Here is a 17,984-nt window from a genome sequence, read left to right as displayed (position 1 = left end):
CACCCGATGTTTCGGTTGTGTCACGCGCGATCCGGTCCGTCCCGGTGATCCCTTGACGCCCCCGCCGTCCGGGTGCTGAGGTGAACACGCCTGGGGGTGGCTACCGGTTGCCCCCGCGTTTTCGAGGGGGATCCACCGATGGTGCGCACGCACGTGCGGCGCTCGACGCTGCCCGGACGAAGAATGCCCGGACGAAGAAGACGGTTGGTCACGCTGCTGACCACCACCCTCCTGCTCACCGCGACGGCGGCCGTGCTGCCGGCCACCGCCTCGGCCGCCGAGCCGCCACCGCTGCCGGTGAAGACGCTGGCGCGGTCGTCGTGGGCCTACACCGACGCCGCCGATCCCTTGCACATCAAGGTGAACGCCCCCGGCGACGCCCCGGTCGGCGCGAGCGTGGACGCCAAGGGACCGCACGTCTCCCGCACGTACTACACGCTCGACCTGACGTCGTTGGGCGGCAAGCACGTGATCGGCGCGGCCCTGACCATCCCGGAGAAGCGCGCCACCGATTGCGCGCGCCGCGCGGTGGAGCTGTGGTCGACCGCCCCGGTCACCGGGAAGTCGTCCTGGGCCAAGCCGCCCGCCGAGCTGACCCGGCTGGCCACCGCCGGGGCGCCCACCGCCGGCTGCCCCGCCGACCTCGCCGGCCTCGACCTCACCGCCGCCGTCGCGAAAGCCGTGCAGGCCGGGGAAAAGACGCTGACGCTCGAGCTGCGCGTCCCGGCGGCGCACGAGCTGGACCCGCGCTACGGCCGCTGGTTCGCCGACGACGTCAGCCTGAAGGTCACCTACAACACGCCGCCGGGCATCCCGGCGAACCTGCGCACGGCCTACCCGGACGCGCCGTGCGGGACGACCGCGCCCGGCGTGTTCACCCGGGCCTACAACATCCCGATCACCGGGCACTACGCCGACGTCACGGATCCGGATCCGGGCCAGGACCTGGTCGCGCACTGGGAGATGTGGTCGCTCGACGACCCCTCGGTGCGCCGCGACCTCGACTGGGCCGTGACGAACGGGCAGGCCTACGCCCAGTTCGACAACCCCTGGCTGCCGCCGGACCACACCTACGCGTGGCGCCTGCGGGTCACCGACGGCGTCGACACCTCGGACTGGTCGCCGACCTGCTACCTCACCCCGGACAGCATCAAGCCGGAGATCCCGGACGTCACCTCGGAGGTCTACCTCACCGGCGACCAGTGGGAGCCGCGCGGCGGCATCGGCGTGCCGGGGCAGTTCACCTTCACCGCCCACGGGTCCCCGGACGTCGTGCGCTACGAGTACCGGTTCACCGGCCAGTCCGAGTGGACCTCGGTGCCCGCGGAGTCACTCGGCGGACCGGCGACGGTGACGTTCACGCCGGCCGACTCCGGCTCGTTCTCGGTCGGGGTCCGCAGCGTGGACCGCGGGAACAACTACTCCTGGGAGCAGTACCGGAGCTTCACCGTCAAGGACATCCGGCCCTACGTCTGGTCGACGCTCTACCCGCCCGAGTACCCCAGCCGCGACGGCAACATCGGCGTGCCGGGCGTGTTCGACCTGTCCCCCGGGCTGCCCGACACCGTCAGCTACACCTACCACCTGGACAACGAGCCGGACCGGACCGTCGCCGCCGACGCGGACCACCACGCCCACGTCACGCTGGCGCCCACGCACGGCGGTGCGAACGTCCTGTACGTGCGCAACACCGGCGCCGACGGAACGGTTTCGCTCTTCCGCGAGTACAAGTTCCAGGTCGACACGGCACCGGACGTCACCATCGAGGGCGGGCTCCAGGTCGGTTCGGAGGCCACCTTCCGGCTCGCGCCCCGGCTGGCCGGGACGACGTCGTACACCTACTGGATCACCGGTTACCAGGACGAGCCGATCACCGGCCCCACCACCGTGCCCGCGGCGGCGGACGGCACCGGGTCGTTCACCTGGACCCCGCTCGACACGCGGGCACAGGCCGTACAGGTGCGCAGCACGAACGCTGCGGGCACGCAGTCCGAGGTGCGGTACCTGAGCTTCTACGTCGACGGCGCGGCACCGTACGTCACGCGCACCGGTGGCGCGGACGCGCCCGGGCAGCCGGGCACGTTCCGGTTCCGATCGTCGCTGAAGAACACCGCCGAGTTCGTCTACTGGCCCTCCACCGACCCCGGGCACAAGCTGACCGTGCCGGCCCGCCCGGACGGCACGGCGGAGGTCACCTGGACGCCCACCGAGGCCGGGAACGTCTGGTTCACCGTGCAGGCCCGCAACACCGCGGGGATCCTGTCCTCCGAGGGTTCGACGTCCTTCACCGTCTACGACAGCCCGGTCGTCACGTCGGCCGACTTCGTCCGGGAGCCCGCCGGGCCGATGCGGCCCGGGACGTTCACGCTGACCTCGCGGATGGCCGGCACGGTGGCGTTCGAATTCGCGGTGGACAGCTACACGACCACGGACGTCGCGGCGGGCCCGGACGGCACGGCGACCGCGGCGTACACGCCGACGTTCTCCGGGTACCACACCGTCTACGTGCGGGCCCGGGCCGCGGACGGCCGGACCTCCGGCTGGGGGTACTACTCCTTCACCGTGACCGACCAGCCGAAGGTGTCGTCGGCGGACTACCCCGCCGGCCAGACCTCCGACGGGGCAGGCACGCCCGGGACGTTCACCTTCACCCCGAACGCGCCCGGGATGACCGGGTACGTCTACGTGGTGCACCGGAACTGGCCCGACAGCGCGGACGAACCCGAACGGACCGTGCCGGCCGGGGCGGACGGGACGGCGTCGGTCACCTGGACGCCGGAGAGCTACGGCGACTACTACTTCACCGTCCAGGGCCGGCGGGCCGACGGCAGCCTGACCGAGACGGCGTACTACTCCTTCTCCGTCCGGAACGCGCCGGAGGTGACGGGCGACTGAGCGGAAGGCGGGGCTTCCCGGGCCGGGGAGCCCCGCCGGTTTCGTGAATCTCCCTCGCTTTTCTTCCGACTTTTCGCTCAGATGAGCGAAAATGCTGTGAGCCACGCCACTCGTGGGGCAAAAGGGTGGCAAAGGTGCCCGCGTTCCCATGGTTTCCGCACCCGCCGGGTTCTAGCCTGGACGCCATGGAATTCGCCGTCGCACCGACGGAAGCGCTGGAGGAAGCGACCGTCGCCGTCGGCGGGCACCGGCACAGCGCGCTCGCGGCCGGGCCGCGGTCCGGGGAACTCGTCCTGCTGCTGCACGGCTGGCCCGAATTCGCGGAGTCCTGGACCGAGCAGCTGCACGCCCTCGGCGAAGCCGGCTACCGCGCTCTTGCCGTCGACCAGCGCGGGTACGCCCGGCAGGCGCGCCCGGACGGTGTCGAGCACTACTCGATCGAGCACCTGGTCGGTGACGCCCTCGCCTTCGCCGACAGCCAGGGCGCCGATCGGTTCCACCTGGTCGCGCGCGACTGGGGCGGCATGGTCGCCTGGGCGCTGGCCACCGCGCACCCCGGCCGGCTGCGGTCGCTGACCGTCCTCTCGACGCCGCACCCGTCGGCCCTGCAGCGCGCGGCCGCCACCGACGACGGGCAGTTCCACGACCTCGGCTACATCCGCTTCTTCCGCCGTGGCGTCGGCAAAGCCGAGAAATTCCTCTTACGCGACGAAGCCGCGCAATTACGCGCTGTCTTCAATCGCCGGATTCCCGTCGAAATCGTCGAACGCACGGTCGCCCGCCTTTCCGAACCGGGCGCGCTGACCGCGACGCTGAATTGGTACCGCGGCGCCACCAACGACGTATTCGACGTCCCGGCGGGCCGCATCACCGTGCCGACGCTCTACCTCTGGGGCAGCGAGGACCCGTACCTCGGCCAGAGCGCCGCGGAGCTGACGGTCCACCACATCGACGCGGAGTACCGCTTCCAGATCATCGAGGGCGCGAGCCAGTGGATGGCGATGGAGGCCCCGGACGAGGTGATCGCCCTCCTGCTCGACCACCTCCGGCGTCACTAGCCTGCCTTGCGGACCAGTCCGGTGTAGCCGACGAGGGCCAGCGTGGCCAGCGCCCAGATCGCCGCCTGGACCAGCCAGATCGCCACGGTGAACCACTGACCGGCGGCGATCCCGGTGTTGAGGTCGCACCGCCCGCGCACCCCCGGCGACAGCGGGAGCCCCCGGTCGAGGCCGACGCCGACCAGCTCCACCGTCGTGCACGGCGTGCCGGTCGCGGCGGTGAGGTCCGCCGTCCGCTCGGCCGCGCGGTGACCGCCGTCGCCGACGTGCCCGGCCCAGAGCCCCAGTCCCCCGGCGGCGACCACGGCCAGCAGCAACGCCGCCGCCGTCCGGCGCGCGCGGTAGCCGTACCCGGCCAGCGCGCCCCACAGCCAGTGGAACCGGCGAGCCGGCCAGCCGCCGATGGCCTTCGGCGCCCGCCGGTGCAGGTCTCGCTGCTGGGCGATGAGGATCTGCCGCGCGTTCCCGTCGTGCCCGGCAGCGCGTTCGGACGCGGCCAGCTGCTGGTACGGCCCGGGCCGGTAGTCCACGGTGTGCGAGCGGATCAGGTCGAGCCAGTCGCGCCAGGTGCTGTCGCCGAGCGAGCCGAACCGGAAGCCGTCGAGCTCCACGCGCCCGATTCCCGCCGGGACGAAGACCGGCCCGTCGACCACGGCGTCCTCGAGGGTGATGACGGTCCCGGTAGCGACGATCTCCGCCCCGGCCAAGGCGAGCTCGCCGCCGATGTGCGCGCCCGCGAGGTGGATCTCGCCGGTCGCGGTCAGCCCGGACGAGCGCAGGCTGCCGTCGACCCGGAGCCGGGCGCCGGCCAGCGCCGCTTCCTCGTCGCCGGCGAGTTCGGCGCCGGCCAGGGCGAGGTCCCCCGTCACGTGCGCGCCGATCAGGGAGACCGCCCCGCTCGCCCGCAACCCGTTGGCGTGGACGCTGCCCTCGATCCGGGCGCTGTCGGCGCTCAACGCCCGCCCGCGGGGGTTGGCGAGCACCGCGCCGCCGAGGTTGACCTGGCCGGCGATCCGGGCGCCGAGCAGCGAAAACGCCCCTGTCACGGTGACGCTTGTGCCGTACAGCCCACCGGTGCGGAGGCGGTCGGCACCGACGGCCGGGCCGCTGTCGTTGACGAGCGTCGCGTCGCCGACGTCCAGCTGGCCGCCGACGCGGGCGCCGAGCAGACGCAGCGCGCCTTCCTCGCCGGCACCGGTCACCGTGGCGCCGGCCAGGTTCAGGTCGCCGTCGACCACCACGCTGTCGGCGTGCACCACCGGGCCGGACTCGTTGGTGAGCACCGCCTCGCCGAGGAAGACCTCCCCGGAAACGCGGGCGCCGAGCAGGCGGATCGCGCCGCTGCCGCCGGTCCCGGTCGCCTTCAAGCCCACGCCTTTGACGGCCCGGCACTCGAGGTCGTCGAGGAACAGCGCGGGGCCGTCGTCACTGCGGATCTCCGCGTGGGCGAAGACGGTCAGGCCGTCGACGCGCGCGTCGCGTAGGCAGATCACGCCGAAGCCGCCGGAGCCGGTCGCGCGCACCCCCGTGAGGTCGAGGTCGTGGCCGATCCGGACGCCGGTGCCGTCGAACCCGGCGATCCGGCTGCCGGACAGGTCGAGCCACGGCAGCTTCGCGGCCCGCGCGGAGATCGTGTTCACGACCACGCAGTCGACCAGCTGCACCCCCACCGGCGCCTCGACGTGGTCCAGGTCCAGCGTCCCGGCGATCCGGGCGCCGCCGACGCGTACCCCGCGCGGGTCGACCGGACCGCGCAGGCCGAGCAACAGCTCGCGCAGGACCGCGGCCCGGATCGGGGCGTCGGTCACGTAGGCGAGGCCGCGCCGGGCGGTGTCGATCAGCTCTCGTTCCGCTCCGGTCAGCTTGCCGAGGACGGGCAGCGTCACCCGGGCGGCCGGAGCGCGTCCAGCAGCAGGTCCGCGTAGTGGTCGCCGATCTGGCGGGCCGTCAGCGAGCCGCTGCGGCGGTACCACGAACCCAGGTGGTGCACCGAGCCGAAGAAGAAGTCCACCACGACGTCGGCCGGCTTGTCCGTGCGGAACTCGCCGGAGCGCTGGCCCTCCTCGACCAGGCCGCGGAACCGCTCGTGGTACTTCCGCCGCTCCGCGCGCACCGCCTTCTGCTTGTCCGGGGACAGCTGGTGCATCGACTGCAGGAAGATCGTGTTGTCGTCGAGGTTGTCGATGCTCGACACCACGACGTCGGACGCCGCCGCCGCGAGCCGCTCGCGCAGCGGCGCGGCCGAGGACGCCACGCTCTCCAGCTGGCGGGTCTGCTCGCGCAGCACGCGCGCGTAGATCTCGTAGAGCAGGTCGTCCTTCGAGCCGAAGTAGTGGTACATCGCGCCCTTGGTGACGCCCGCCGCCTCGACGATCTCCTGGACCGAAGTGCGGTCGAAGCCCTTCTTGGCGAACAGCTTCGTGGCGTGCTCCAGCAACCGCCGCGGCACGGCGGCCTGGTCGTCGCCGGTGGCCTCGCCCGCCTTGCGGGTGCTTGCTCGGGTCACCGCAGTACCCCCTCTCAGGACGCACCAGGATAACGCCACGACAGGAACCGCCGCGGGTTGTCCACCAGCATGGTCGTGATGTCCGCTTCGGACACCCCGCGCTCCCGCAGCGCCGGCAGCACGTCCCGGGTGATGTGCAGGTAGTGCCAGTTCGGCGTGAGCGCCGGCAGCTGCTCCGCGGGCAGCCAGTCGATGTAGCAGGACGCGTCGTGCGAGAGCACCATGCTGCCCGCGTAGCCGCGTTCGCACATCGCCGCGACCGTGTTCACCCGCTCCTCGAACGGCAGCAGCAGGTCGAGGCCGAACCGGTCCATGCCGAGCAGCGACCCGCGGTCGGCCAGCTCGGTCAGGTAGCCGAGATCCGTCGAGTCGCCGGAGTGCCCGACCAGCACCTTGCTCAGGTCGACGCCCTCGTCCGCGAAGATCGCCTGCTGCTCCAGGCCCCGCCGGGTGCCCGCGTGCGTGTGGGTCATGATCGGCGCGCCGGTCTCGGCGTGCGCCTTCGCGACCGCCCGCAGCACGCGCTCGACGCCGGGGGTCACGCCGGGTTCGTCGGTGGCGCACTTGAGCAGCCCCGCCTTGACGCCGGTGCCCGCGATGCCCTCGCGCAGATCCCCGACGAACATCCCGACCAGCGGGTCCTCACCTCGCAGCATCGTCCCGGGGCCGCGGAAGTGCAGGTAGTGCGGCACGTCGTTGTAGGTGTAGAGCCCGGTCGCGACGACGATGTTGACCTCGACCTCGGCGGCGACCCGCTGCACGCGCGGGATGTACCGGCCGAGGCCGATCACCGTCGGGTCGACGATCGTGTCGATCCCGGCGTCCTTCAGTTCCTTGAGCCGCCGGATCGCCTCGGGGACGTGCTCCTCCTCGCGGAACCCTTCGTGCTCGGGGTAGTTGGCGACGAACTCGGGGCTCAGCACGAAGAGGTGCTCGTGCATGAGGACCCGGCCCAGCGCTGCCGGCTCGATCGGGCCGCGGACGGTTTCGATCATCAGCCCCTCGCCCTCAGCTCGCGGCGGAGGATCTTGCCGCTCGTGGTCTTCGGCAGCTCGTCGAGCACTTCGATCGTGCGCGGGTACTTGTAGGCGGCCAGCCGTTCCCTGCACCAGGCGACGAGTTCCGCGGGGTCGGCGGTCGCGCCGGGTGCCGGGCTGACGTACGCCTTGACCGTCTCGCCGCGGTATTCGTCGGCGATCCCGACGACGGCGGCTTCGCGGACCGCCGGGTGCGTGTACAGCACGTCTTCGACCTCACGCGGCCAGACCTTGAAGCCGGACGCGTTGATCATGTCCTTCTTGCGGTCGACGACGTAGACCCAGCCGCGCTCGTCCATGAACCCGATGTCGCCGGTGAGCAGCCGCCCGCCGGGCAGGGACTCCGCGGTGGCGTCCGGGCGGTTCCAGTAGCCCGAAACCACCATCGGGCCCTCGACGGCGATCTCGCCCGCTTCGCCGGGCGGCAGCTCTTCGCCGTTCTCGCCGAGGATCCGGACGATGGTGTCCGGCACCGGCAGGCCGATCGAGATGGTGCCGGACGCCGGGTCGATCGGCGCCTCGAGGGTGCCGGGGACGACCACGCAGCCCGCCGAGGTCTCGGTGAGCCCGTAGCCGTTGTGGATGTAGTGCCCGGTCTTCGCGCGGAACGCCTCGACGACGGCGGGCGGCAGCGCGGCGCCGCCGGAGTACAGCAGCGCGAACGAGCCGAAGTGCTCGCGGCTGAACGACGGGTGCGCCATCAGCGCCATGTAGGCCGTCGACGGGCCGACCGTGTACGACGGCTTGTGCTCCAGGAAGGCGTCGAGCACGACCCCGGGTTCGAAGCGGTAGGCCAGAGCCAGGGTGCCTGCGATGTCGATCGCGGAGCCGAGTTCGCAGACCATGCCGGTGATGTGGAACAGCGGCGCCAGCCCGAAGAGCGTCGAACCGGCGGGCAGGCCGCTGAACGAACCGAGCCCGGCGGCGTTGGTGCCGATGTTGCCGTGGGTGTTGGTGGCGCCCTTCGGCGTGCCGCTGGTGCCGGAGGTGTAGCTGATCAGCGCGGTGTCGTCGAGGGCGAAAGCGGGTTCCGGGGGCTTGGGTCCCGGCGTGGCGGCGGCTTCGAGGAGCTCGGTCGCTCCCGGCGTCTCCTCGCGTCCGACCTTGGCGAGCACGCGCTCGTCGTTGCGGGTCTGGAACTCCAGTTCGCTGGTGGTGAGCCCGATGCCGACGCCGTTGGCGGCCGCGGTTTCGCCGATGTAGGCGTTCCAGCCGCGCTGCGAGCAGACGACCGCCTTGACCCCGGCGTCGGTGAACACGTGCGTGAGCTCGCGCTCGCGGTACATCGGGTTGACCGGCACCACGATCCCGCCAGCCTTCCACGCGCCGAGCAGGGCGATGACGAACTGCGGGATGTTCTGCAGCACCAGGGCGAGCCGGTCGCCGCGGGCGAAGCCGTGGGCGCTCAGGTACCGCGCGACGCCGTCGGAGAGCTCGTCGACCTCGCGGTAGCTCAGCCGCGCGTCGAAGTACGCGATCGCGGCCCGGTCCGGGACGTGGTCCACGGCCCGGCGGAACGCCTCGGGCAGCGTCGTCGGCTTCGCCGGTTCCGCGTTCCGCACGCGTTCGTCGTAGCTCGCGAGCCAGGGCTTCGCGTCGTACCAGCTCATCCAGTGACCTCCTTTGGACACCGACCGGTCGGTATGCCGACGCTAGGAGGACACCGCGGCCCGCGTCAAGCCCGGCCGGGCACGCCGAAATGGCGCGCAACAATTCCCGCGCGCCAAAATCGTGCCGAAACAATGCAGCCAGATGCCGCCGTCACCGGGATACACGTACCGCGGTTCGGAATGGTTCACCCCTTCTTTTCCGATCCGATCACACTGGACAAACCCCTGGTCCAGACGCCACCATGGACGACGGCGACCGGATCGGACCGCCCCATCACCAAACCCCGCCGCATCCCCCGAACTCGGCGGAGTACCCATATGTTCACGCTAACTCACGCACGAAAACGGAGTCATTCATGCCTGCTTCCGGTGGACGACACCGCCTGTCCCGGCGGACGAAGATCGCAACCGGCGCCCTCGCCCTCGCGATCGCGGGCGGGGCACTGGGGATCGCCATGACCGTCGGCGACCCCAACGCCGCCAACGCCGCCTCGGGCGGTCAGGCCGCGGCCGGCCAGATCAGCTGTCCCGACGTGGCGAGCAAGCTCCCGGCCATCCCCGCGCAAGCCCAGGCCGAGGTGCAACGCAACCTGGACCTGCTGAACACCCAGATCACCGAAGCGAACAACCGCCTGCGCACCAGCGTCGGCCAGGGCGGTCCGAACTTCGTCCAGAACGCCATCCTCGGCCCGCTGGCCGACAAGCGGAAGTCCACGATCGACCGCATCGCCATCTCGATCGGGCGCCGGGCCGAGAAGCCGCAGGGCCTCGACGGCCTGGCCACCTGCTCGGTGGGCGGCGCGGGTGCCGCTGCTCCGGCACCGGCTCAGGGCACCGGCAACGGCGGCCAGAACGGGAACAAGGGGAACAGCGGCAACACCGGGAACGCCGGGGTCGGCCGGATCTCCTGCCCCGACGTGGCGAGCAAGCTCCCGGCCATCCCCGCGCAGGCCCAGGCGGAGGTGACGCGCAACCTCGAGCTGCTGAACACGCAGATCGCGGAAGCCAACAACCGCCTGCAGACGACCGTCGGCCAGGGCGGCCCCAACTTCGTCCAGAACGCCATCCTCGGCCCCCTGGCGGACAAGCGCGTGGCGACGATCAACCGGATCGCCACCGCCATCGGCCGCACCGCGGCCAAACCGCAGGGCCTCGACGCACTGGCACCCTGCAGCCGGTGACCACCCGGGTCCGGCGGGGGGTGCGCCCCGCCGGACCCGCGCCTCACCGGGCCAGCAGCGCGCTGATCCGCAGGAAGCCGTGCGCGGTCATCGTCACCCGCACCTCCGTGGTGACGACGGGGTCGAACGCGAACGACGTCGGGTCGTTCGACCCGGTCCCCCACGTGATCCGCAGGTTCCGCACCGGCTCGAACCCCCGGGCCGTGCGGTGGGCGACTTCGACGGCGGACGGCAGCACCAGCTTCGCGTCCAGGACGAAGTTCGCCGTGACGGAAGTGATCCGCTGGGCCGCGGGCCACGCCAGCGACACCCAGTCCTGCGCCCGCGGCCTGCTCACCGCGTTCAGCGTCGCCGTCGCCTGTTTGACGTAGTAGGTGGACCAGCCGGTGGCCGGGTTGCCGTCCAGCATCGCGGCCGGCAGCGTGTCCGGGGCGCCCGAGTAACTCGCGTCCGCGGTCGAGGCGGCCGGGAGCACGGGGGTCTCGACCGCGCGCGCTCCCGGGCCGTGGCGCTGCCCGAGGGCCGAGCCGGGCAGGGTGAGCTTCCCCGGCGTCAGCCCCGGAGCGCTCGCCGTGACGCTGATCGGCCCGCGGCCGCCGGTCGCCGCGATGACGGCGACGGCCAGCCCGTTGAACGCCGGGATCGTCGGCTGCTGGTAGCACTGGGCGAGTTCCTGGCGCCCGTTGTCGACGCCGGCGACGCGGCCGGGCCCGGCGACGGTGAACCGCAGCACCGGCCCGGCGCCGGGAACGACGACGCCGTGAGCGTCCACGACCGACGCCGTCACGAACGTCATCGCGCCCTCGACCACGCCGCCCCCGGGTGCGTCCACGCTCAGCTTCACCGCGTGCGGCGGCCCGGCCGTGACGAGCTCGTCACGGGCCACCTCGCGCCCGCTCGCCCGGGCGATCGCGGTCAGCGTGCCGGGCTCGAAGGGCACGGTCCAGCTCAGGTGCAGCTTGCCGGTGCTGCCGTTCGGGCTGGTGTAGCTGCCCGAGGGGTCGTTCTTGTCGTCACCGGACGGTTCGCCCGTCTCCAGGTACGGCCGTCCGTCCACAGTGGTCTTCCGGTCGAACTTCCTGCTGCCGAGCGACTTGCCGTTGAGCACGAGCTCCACGGTGTCCACAGTGGAGTAGACCCACACGGCGACGGGCTCGCCGGGCCGGTGGTTCGTCCAGTCCATCGGGGTCAGGTGCACCATCGGCGCGGTCGTCCACTGGCTGCGGAACAGGTGGAAGGCGTCCTTGGGCAGCCCGGCGCTGTCGATCGCGCCGAAGAAGGACGTCTTGACCGGGAAGACGTCGTACGGCGTCGGCTCGCCGAGGTAGTCCTGCCCCGACCAGAGGAACTGGCCCTGGCAGAACCTGCGGTCGCGGTCCTTCTTGAGCGAGTATTCGCCGCTGAAGGTCCACGACGCGAGGTTGTTGTCGTAGGACGACGTCGCCCGCTTGCCGGGCGTGTGGTTCTCGCCGGTGTTGAGCAGGTCCGGTTCCTGGTAGACCCCGCGCGTCGACGTGGCCGACGACGATTCCGACTCGAAGAAGAACTTGTCCGGGTACTGCTCGTGCAGCCCGTCCATGGACTGAGCGGTGTTGTAGTTGACGCCGAGGCCGTCGAGCTGCTTCAGGATGAGGTCCTGCGGCGACCCGGGCGCGGGCACCCCGCGGTAGCGGTCCGAGCCCATCACGATCGGCCGGGTGCTGTCGATCGCCCGGACGGCGGCGATCAGCCCCGCGGCGATCTCCGGGCCGCCCGCCATCGACGCGTCCGGCACCTCGTTGCCGATCGACCACAGCACGACCGCCGGCGAGTTCTTGGCCGCGTGCACCATTTCGGCGATGTCGCGCCCGCTCCACTCGTCGAAGTCGCGGTGGTAGTCGTACTCGAGCTTGCCGGTCCGCCAGCAGTCGAACGCCTCGACCATCATGACGATCCCGAGCCGTTCGCACACCGTCACCAGCTGCGGGTCCGGCGGGTTGTGCGCGGTCCGCAGCGCGTTGACGCCCATCGCGAGCATCAGCCGCATCTGGTGCTCCAGCGCGGCCGGGTCGACCACCGCGCCCAGCGCGCCCTGGCTGGCGTGCAGGTTGACCCCGCGCAGCTTCACCGGCACGCCGTTGAGCGAGAACCCGTTGTCCGGGTGGAACTCCGGGTAGCGGAAGCCGAAGTCGGTGAACGTCGTGTCGAGCACGCGCCCGGCGACCACGACGTCGGTGCGCAGCCGGTACAGCCGCGGGGCGCCGAACGACCACAGCTGCGGGCGCTCGACGTGCAGCGCGGTCACCGCGGTCACCGTCCGCCCCGGTGGCGTCGCCACGGTCGTCGAGCCGGTCGCCACCACGCGGCCCGCCGGGTCGGTGACCGTCGTGCGCACCTGCGCGGTGACCGCGGCGCCCTCGTTCACGACGTCGGTGGCCACCCGCACGGTGCCCCGGCCGGCGGCGATGCCGGGGGTGGTGACGAACGTGCCGTGCCGGGCGACGTGCACCGGCTCGGTGACCACCAGGCGGACGCGGCGGTAGATCCCGCTGCCGGAGTACCAGCGGCTGCTGGGCAGCGGGTTCGTCGCCCGCACGGCGAGGACGTCCGGCGTGCGGCCGTCGGTGTGCAGCCGTCCGGTGAGGTCGAAGGCGAACCCGGTGTAGGCGTACGGGTGGTGGCCGAGCAGCTCGCCGTTCAAGTACACGTGGGCGTCCGAGTAGACGCCGTCGAACTCCACGGACACGCGCTTGCCGGCCAGCGACGGCGGCAGCGTGAACGTCTTGCGGTACCAGCCGAGCCCGCCGCGGAAGAAGCCGGAACCGCTTTCGGTGCCCCGGTCCGTCGGCGGGAGCTCGATGCTCCAGTCGTGCGGGACATCGACGACCTGCCACGTCGAGTCGTCGAAGCCGGGCTTCGGGGCGTCGGCGAACCGGCCGCCGGGATCGGTGACCCCGTCGGGGTTGGCCAGTGCGAACCGCCAGCCGGTGCCGAAGTCGGTCTCCCGCGCCGGTCCCGGCTGCGTGAGTGCGTCGGCGGCCCGGGCGGCCGGCGCGAGGACCGACGTGGCGACGGCGGCGCCGGCCCCGCCCAGGACGACCCGCCTGCGGAGTTCGCTCGGTTCTGCTTCCGGCATCGGGCGAGCCCCTTCCAGCGCGGCGATGTGCGGGCGGAAAGCACTATGGCACAGAGTTTTCCGGACAATCAAAGGGTTCGATGATTTCGAACCCTGCGGGCATCCGGTCGTGACTTTGCCCCAAGCGACCGCTTAGTATGGTTCCCTGACCGGAGGAGGCAGCGATGTCCACTGTGGACGGTGTGCGGTATGAGACGGACGGCGCGGTCGCGACCTGCACGTTCGACCGGCCGGACCGCAGCAACGCGATGGACGTGCCGATGCAGGCCCGCTACGGCGCCCTGCTGCGGCAGGCCGACGCCGACCCGGCGGTCCGCGCGGTCGTCGTCACGGGAGCGGGCCGGGCGTTCTGCCCCGGCGCGGACCTCGGGCTGCTGGACACCATCGCCACGCGGCCCCCGGTGGAAGACGGCTTCCGGGACGTGCTGGCGGCGGCGTCGGCGAGCGTCCCGGTGGTGGCGGCGATCAACGGCGGCTGCGCCGGCCTGGGGTTCGTCATCGCCTGTTCGGCCGACGTCCGGTTCGCCGCCGCGGGCGCGAAGTTCACCACCGCGTTCGCCCGCCGCGGCCTGATCGCCGAGTACGGCATCGCGAAGCTGCTCCCGGAGCTCGTCGGCCACGGCCGGGCCCGCGACCTGCTGCTGTCGGGGCGGACGTTCACCGCGGCGGAAGCGCTGGAGTACGGCCTGGTCCAGGAGGTCGTCCCGGCCGGTTCGCTGGCCGAGCGCGCGCACGCGTACGCGACCGAACTCGCGACGCACAGCGCACCGCGGTCGATGGCGGTGATGAAGGAGCAGCTCGCGCGCGAGCCGCTGCTGCCGCTCGACTCGGCCGCCCGCGAAGCCACGGCGTTGATGCTGGAGTCGTTCGGCCGGCCGGAGCTCGCCGAGGGGCTGGCCGGCTGGCACGAGCGCCGTCCGCCGCGGTTCCCGCCGTTCTCCCCCGGCCGATGAGTTTTCGCGGTGCCGGCGGTCAGTACCTGCGTCCGACGACACGGAGGTGGGTCCCATGGCCAAACTGCTCTACGCGTTCAGCTGCTCGATCGACGGCTTCATCGCCGGCCCGGGCGGAGACATGTCCTGGTTGACGCCGTTCCTGGGGCCGCCGCCGGTGGACATCATCCCCCGCATCGGCGCCCTGCTGGTGGGCCGCCGCACCTACGACGGCGACGACCCGCACCGCGGCGGCCCGGGCGAGGGGAAGGCGTTCGGCGGCGGCTGGGAGGGGCCGCAGTTCGTGCTCACCCACCGGCCGGCCGATCCGGTTCCCGGGGTGAGTTTCGTCGGCGATCTGGCTTCGGCCGTTGCCGCTGCTTCTGCTGCTGCCGGGGAGAAGTACGTCAACGTTCTCGGGGCCGATGTTGCCCGGCAGTGTCTCGAGGCCGGTCTGCTGGATGAAGTCTTGGCTTTGCCCGTGCCGGTTCTGCTGGGGTCCGGGGTTCAGATCTTCTCGCGGGTCGGGCCTGCGGTTCGGCTCTCCGAAGTCGGACCTTGCTGGTATCGGGTCGTTCCCTGAAGATGCGGCTTCGCCGTGGCGGTTTTCGGTGTTCTCGGGGGCGGACAGTGGGTGCGAGGTTATGCCCGATCGAGTGATGACAGGTGTTCGAATCTGGGTAGGTTGGAGGTATGACCAGCAACGCGGCTCCTTCCTCTGAAGCGGTGGCTTTCGCCGACCGTTTCGGTGAGCTGCTCGCCCGCAAGCGGGCCACCGAAGCCGAGATCGGTGCGCTCGTGGTGGAGATCGAACAGCGTGGGGTAATGGAGTTGTTCGGTTATCGTTGCGTGGCGCGGTTGCTGGAACATCTGGCTGATATCCCGAAGTCGGCGGCGGAGCGGCTGGTGCAGCGGGCTCGGGCACTCAACCCGGGCCGGGCTTTGGATGGCACTCCGATTCCTGCGGTGGCGCCTGCGACGGGTGCGGCGGCTCGTGCGGGGCGGTTGAGTGACCCGATGATCGACGTGATCACCGACGTTCTCGCCCGGGTTCCGGTCGAGCATCAGGACAGCGCCGAGCGAGACATGCTGGGCTTCGCCGACACGGCCGGGTACCGGCAGGTCGCCGCGCTCGGGGCGCGGATCTTGGCGCATCTGGTTCCTGATGGTGCCGAGCCCGACGACTCCGAGCCTGTGGTTCCCGCGCGGGAGCTGTTCCTGCGCCGGAAGAGAACCGGGGTGTGGGAACTGAACGGCCGGTTCGATGATGAGACCGGCACCCGCGCCAGTGCCTTACTCGACGCGTTGGCCGAACGCCGCAGCGGCGACGAGGGGCCCGATACCCGCACTCGTCCCCAGCGTTACGGTGACGCGTTCTCTGACGCAGTCGATCTGGCGTTGCACTCTCCGGCCCTGCCGATGCAGGCCGGGGAACGAACCCACGTCATGGTCGCGGTGTCCTTCGACTCGCTGAAATCGGGCGTCGGCACGGCCACCCTGGGCGACACCGGTTCCATGACCGCCGCGGAAGCGCGGGTGCATGCCTGCGACGCGATGATCATCCCCACGGTGCTGGGCGAGAAGAGCGAACCGCTCAACCTGGGCCGACTGCGCCGCCTGATCTCCGCCGGCCTGCGCCGGGCGTTGTTCCTGCGCGACCGCGGGTGCGCGTTCCCCGGCTGCCACCGGCCACCACGGCACTGCCAGGGCCACCACATCCGGCACTGGGCCGACGGCGGCCCCACCGACCTGCACAACCTGGTCCTGATGTGCGCCCACCACCACCGGCTCCTGCACCGCTCCGGCTGGGAAGTCCGCATCGCCCCCGACGGCCTCCCCGAGTTCCTGCCACCGGCATTCCTCGACAAACGCCGACAACCCCGACGCAACAACCTCCACCAACCACTCCCACTCACAGCCTGAACAGACGGGAAAGGCCCGCAGCCACCCGGCCACGGGCCTACACCCACGTGCGCCCCGAGGGACGCTCCGGGTGCACGTTCGCCGCGGCGTTCCGGACGACGGCCGCCCGGCCGGCTTCGGCAGTGCCGCGTCACCGGGCTCGTGTCCGGTACACCGCCGTCACAGCTCGCCGACGGCCTCTTCGACCTTGCGCTGCAGCTTGTTCATCCCGCCGAGCCACCGGTCGGTCTCGGTGGCGCGCAGCGCGTAGTAGCCCGCTACCTCCGGGTGCGGCAGGACCAGGAACCGGTTCTCCGCCATGGCCGTGAACAACGCGTCCGCCACCTGCTCCGGCTCGATCGCCGCGGCTCCCATCAGCAGCTGGCCCGCCGTTCCCGTGTTCTCCAGCATCGCCGTGCGCACGCCCTGCGGGCAGATCGCCTGCACCGTGATCCCGCGGTGCCGGTACGTCGCCGACAGCCACTCGGCGAACGCCAGTGCGCCGTGCTTGGTCACCGAGTACGGTGCCGAGCCCAGACTGGTCAGCAGACCGGCGGCGGACACCGTCGCGACGAAGTGGCCCCGGCCGCGCTCGAGCCACGCCGGGAGCAGCAGGTTCGCCGCGCGGACGTGGGACATCACGTTGACGTCCCAGGTGCGTGCCCACACCTCCTCGCCGCTTTCGGCGCCGCCGAAGGGCGCGATGCCCGCGTTCGCGCAGAAGATGTCGATCTCGCCCAACGCCGAGCGTGCGCTCTCGATCAGCTCCGTGACGCCCTCGATGCTCGCCACGTCTCCGGCGAACGCCGTCCCGCCGACTTCGGCGGCCACTTCCGCGGCCTTGTCACCGTCCAGGTCGGCCACGACGACCCGGGCTCCGTCCGCGGCGAACCGGCGGGCCAGCGCGGCGCCGATGCCGCCGCCGCCCCCGGTGACGACGACGCCGGTCACAGGCCACCGCCGAGGGTCAGGCCGCCGTCGAGGACCACCGTCTGGCCGGTGACCCAGCCCGCGTCGTCGGACAGCAGGAACGCCACCGCGCCCGCGATGTCCGACGGCACGCCGAGCCGCTTCATCGGGTACGCCGAGGAGACCTCCTCTTCGCGGCCCTCGTACAGCGCGGTCGCGAACTTCGTCTTCACCACGGCCGGCGCGACGGCGTTGACGCGGATCTTCGGGCCCAGTTCGGCGCCGAGTTCGACGGTCAGCCGGATCAGAGCCGCCTTGCTGACCCCGTACATGCCGATGCCCGGCGAAGCGCGGAGGCCGGCGACCGAGGCGACGTTGACCACGGCGCCGCCGTGCTCGCCCATCCACGCGTCGCGGGCGCGCTTGGTCCAGCCCAGCGGGGCGAGCACGTTGACGCCGAAGATCTTCGCCGCCACCGCGGGGTCGGTGTCCAGGGTGGGGCCGTAGACGGGGTTGATGCCGGTGTTGTTCACCAGGTAGTCGAGCCGGCCGAAGGTCTCGATCGTCTTGGCGACCGCCTCGTCCTGGTGGTCGGTGTCGTCGGCCTTGCCGGCCACGAACATCGCCACGTCGGGGCCGCCCAGGGAACTGACCGCCTCCTCCAGGGCCTCCGGCTTGCGCGCGGTGAGGCAGACCTTGGCGCCGCGCTCGACGAGCGTCTTCGCGATCCCGAGGCCGATGCCCCGGCTGGCGCCGGTGACGATCGCGACGCGATCCTTGAACGAGTTCACGGCAGTGTGTCTCCTTCGGCTGTGGTGCCCGGCACATACCAAGCAGTC

12 protein-coding genes and 1 pseudogene are annotated in these 17,984 nt (G+C 71.7%); 6 read left to right on the top strand and 7 right to left on the bottom strand.

Going from position 1 to position 17,984, the window contains the following annotated elements; genetic code table 11:
- The first annotated feature begins 138 nt into the window (after positions 1 to 138).
- Both ACLJPY_RS26380 and ACLJPY_RS26375 read left to right on the top strand, forming a co-directional pair.
- Positions 139 to 2,895 carry a hypothetical protein gene (locus ACLJPY_RS26380; protein WP_410592365.1) on the top strand — a complete coding sequence of 919 codons (2,757 nt, stop codon included), beginning with the start codon at positions 139 to 141 and terminating at the stop codon, positions 2,893 to 2,895.
- Between the two features lie 185 nt (positions 2,896 to 3,080).
- Entirely contained in the window at positions 3,081 to 3,953 is an 873-nt protein-coding gene (locus tag ACLJPY_RS26375; protein ID WP_410592363.1) for an alpha/beta fold hydrolase, read from the top strand.
- Here the strand turns inward: ACLJPY_RS26375 and ACLJPY_RS26370 are convergent.
- From ACLJPY_RS26370 to ACLJPY_RS26355, 4 genes are read right to left on the bottom strand one after another with little or no spacing between them, the layout of a single operon-like run.
- Positions 3,950 to 5,839 (bottom strand): hypothetical protein, encoded by a 1,890-nt coding sequence (locus ACLJPY_RS26370; RefSeq protein WP_410592362.1) that lies wholly within the window; start codon positions 5,837 to 5,839, stop codon positions 3,950 to 3,952. The genes ACLJPY_RS26375 and ACLJPY_RS26370 overlap by 4 nt on opposite strands.
- Entirely contained in the window at positions 5,836 to 6,459 is a 624-nt protein-coding gene (locus ACLJPY_RS26365; RefSeq protein WP_410592361.1) for a TetR/AcrR family transcriptional regulator, read from the bottom strand. The genes ACLJPY_RS26370 and ACLJPY_RS26365 overlap by 4 nt, the downstream gene beginning before the upstream one ends.
- Before the next feature lie 14 nt (positions 6,460 to 6,473).
- Positions 6,474 to 7,454: a phosphotriesterase gene (locus ACLJPY_RS26360; protein ID WP_410592359.1), complete on the bottom strand. Its 981-nt coding sequence runs from the start codon at positions 7,452 to 7,454 to the stop codon at positions 6,474 to 6,476.
- Positions 7,454 to 9,106 (bottom strand): AMP-binding protein, encoded by a 1,653-nt coding sequence (locus tag ACLJPY_RS26355; RefSeq protein WP_410592357.1) that lies wholly within the window; start codon positions 9,104 to 9,106, stop codon positions 7,454 to 7,456. Before ACLJPY_RS26355 ends, ACLJPY_RS26360 begins: the two co-directional genes overlap by 1 nt.
- Positions 9,107 to 9,462: 356 nt before the next feature.
- On the opposite strand from ACLJPY_RS26355, the pseudogene ACLJPY_RS26350 reads away from it, so the two are divergent.
- Positions 9,463 to 10,281 (top strand): annotated as a pseudogene (locus ACLJPY_RS26350) (hypothetical protein); the annotation flags it as partial.
- A gap of 49 nt (positions 10,282 to 10,330) precedes the next feature.
- Here the strand turns inward: ACLJPY_RS26350 and ACLJPY_RS26345 are convergent.
- A complete protein-coding gene (locus ACLJPY_RS26345) occupies positions 10,331 to 13,402 on the bottom strand; it encodes a glycoside hydrolase family 2 TIM barrel-domain containing protein (RefSeq protein ID WP_410592356.1) in 3,072 nt (1,023 codons plus the stop codon).
- A gap of 164 nt (positions 13,403 to 13,566) precedes the next feature.
- Here ACLJPY_RS26345 and ACLJPY_RS26340 point away from each other — a divergent pair, with 164 nt between their 5' ends.
- The 3 genes from ACLJPY_RS26340 (at position 13,567) to ACLJPY_RS26330 (ending at position 16,257) form a co-directional block, all read left to right on the top strand.
- Positions 13,567 to 14,355, top strand: coding sequence for an enoyl-CoA hydratase-related protein (locus tag ACLJPY_RS26340; protein WP_410592355.1), 789 nt, complete (start codon positions 13,567 to 13,569; stop codon positions 14,353 to 14,355).
- A gap of 55 nt (positions 14,356 to 14,410) precedes the next feature.
- Positions 14,411 to 14,917 carry a dihydrofolate reductase family protein gene (locus ACLJPY_RS26335; protein WP_410592353.1) on the top strand — a complete coding sequence of 169 codons (507 nt, stop codon included), beginning with the start codon at positions 14,411 to 14,413 and terminating at the stop codon, positions 14,915 to 14,917.
- A gap of 110 nt (positions 14,918 to 15,027) precedes the next feature.
- Positions 15,028 to 16,257: a DUF222 domain-containing protein gene (locus ACLJPY_RS26330; RefSeq protein WP_410592352.1), complete on the top strand. Its 1,230-nt coding sequence runs from the start codon at positions 15,028 to 15,030 to the stop codon at positions 16,255 to 16,257.
- A 159-nt stretch (positions 16,258 to 16,416) separates the two neighbouring features.
- On the opposite strand, the gene ACLJPY_RS26325 is transcribed toward ACLJPY_RS26330, so the two are convergent.
- Positions 16,417 to 17,187 carry an SDR family oxidoreductase gene (locus tag ACLJPY_RS26325; RefSeq protein WP_410592350.1) on the bottom strand — a complete coding sequence of 257 codons (771 nt, stop codon included), beginning with the start codon at positions 17,185 to 17,187 and terminating at the stop codon, positions 16,417 to 16,419.
- The gene (locus ACLJPY_RS26320; RefSeq protein ID WP_410592348.1) at positions 17,184 to 17,936 is read right to left on the bottom strand and encodes an SDR family oxidoreductase; all 753 of its coding nucleotides are present in this window, start codon (positions 17,934 to 17,936) and stop codon (positions 17,184 to 17,186) included. The genes ACLJPY_RS26325 and ACLJPY_RS26320 overlap by 4 nt, the downstream gene beginning before the upstream one ends.
- Positions 17,937 to 17,984 lie beyond the last annotated feature (48 nt).

Origin of the sequence: Amycolatopsis sp. lyj-23, from assembly GCF_046549135.1 — a bacterium.
In the GTDB taxonomy this organism is placed as follows: domain Bacteria; phylum Actinomycetota; class Actinomycetes; order Mycobacteriales; family Pseudonocardiaceae; genus Amycolatopsis.
Note: the sequence above shows the minus strand (reverse complement) of the source record. Positions and strands in the feature narration are given on the sequence as shown.

Excerpts from the sequence above, each read along its gene's own strand:
- ACLJPY_RS26360 (WP_410592359.1), bottom strand. The coding sequence starts at position 7,454 with ATGATCGAAACCGTCCGCGGCCCGATCGAGCCGGCAGCGCTGGGCCGG.
- ACLJPY_RS26380 (WP_410592365.1), top strand. The coding sequence starts at position 139 with ATGGTGCGCACGCACGTGCGGCGCTCGACGCTGCCCGGACGAAGAATG.
- ACLJPY_RS26330 (WP_410592352.1), top strand. The coding sequence starts at position 15,028 with ATGACCAGCAACGCGGCTCCTTCCTCTGAAGCGGTGGCTTTCGCCGAC.
- ACLJPY_RS26375 (WP_410592363.1), top strand. The coding sequence starts at position 3,081 with ATGGAATTCGCCGTCGCACCGACGGAAGCGCTGGAGGAAGCGACCGTC.
- ACLJPY_RS26340 (WP_410592355.1), top strand. The coding sequence starts at position 13,567 with ATGTCCACTGTGGACGGTGTGCGGTATGAGACGGACGGCGCGGTCGCG.
- ACLJPY_RS26345 (WP_410592356.1), bottom strand. The coding sequence starts at position 13,402 with ATGCCGGAAGCAGAACCGAGCGAACTCCGCAGGCGGGTCGTCCTGGGC.
- ACLJPY_RS26355 (WP_410592357.1), bottom strand. The coding sequence starts at position 9,106 with ATGAGCTGGTACGACGCGAAGCCCTGGCTCGCGAGCTACGACGAACGC.
- ACLJPY_RS26335 (WP_410592353.1), top strand. The coding sequence starts at position 14,411 with ATGGCCAAACTGCTCTACGCGTTCAGCTGCTCGATCGACGGCTTCATC.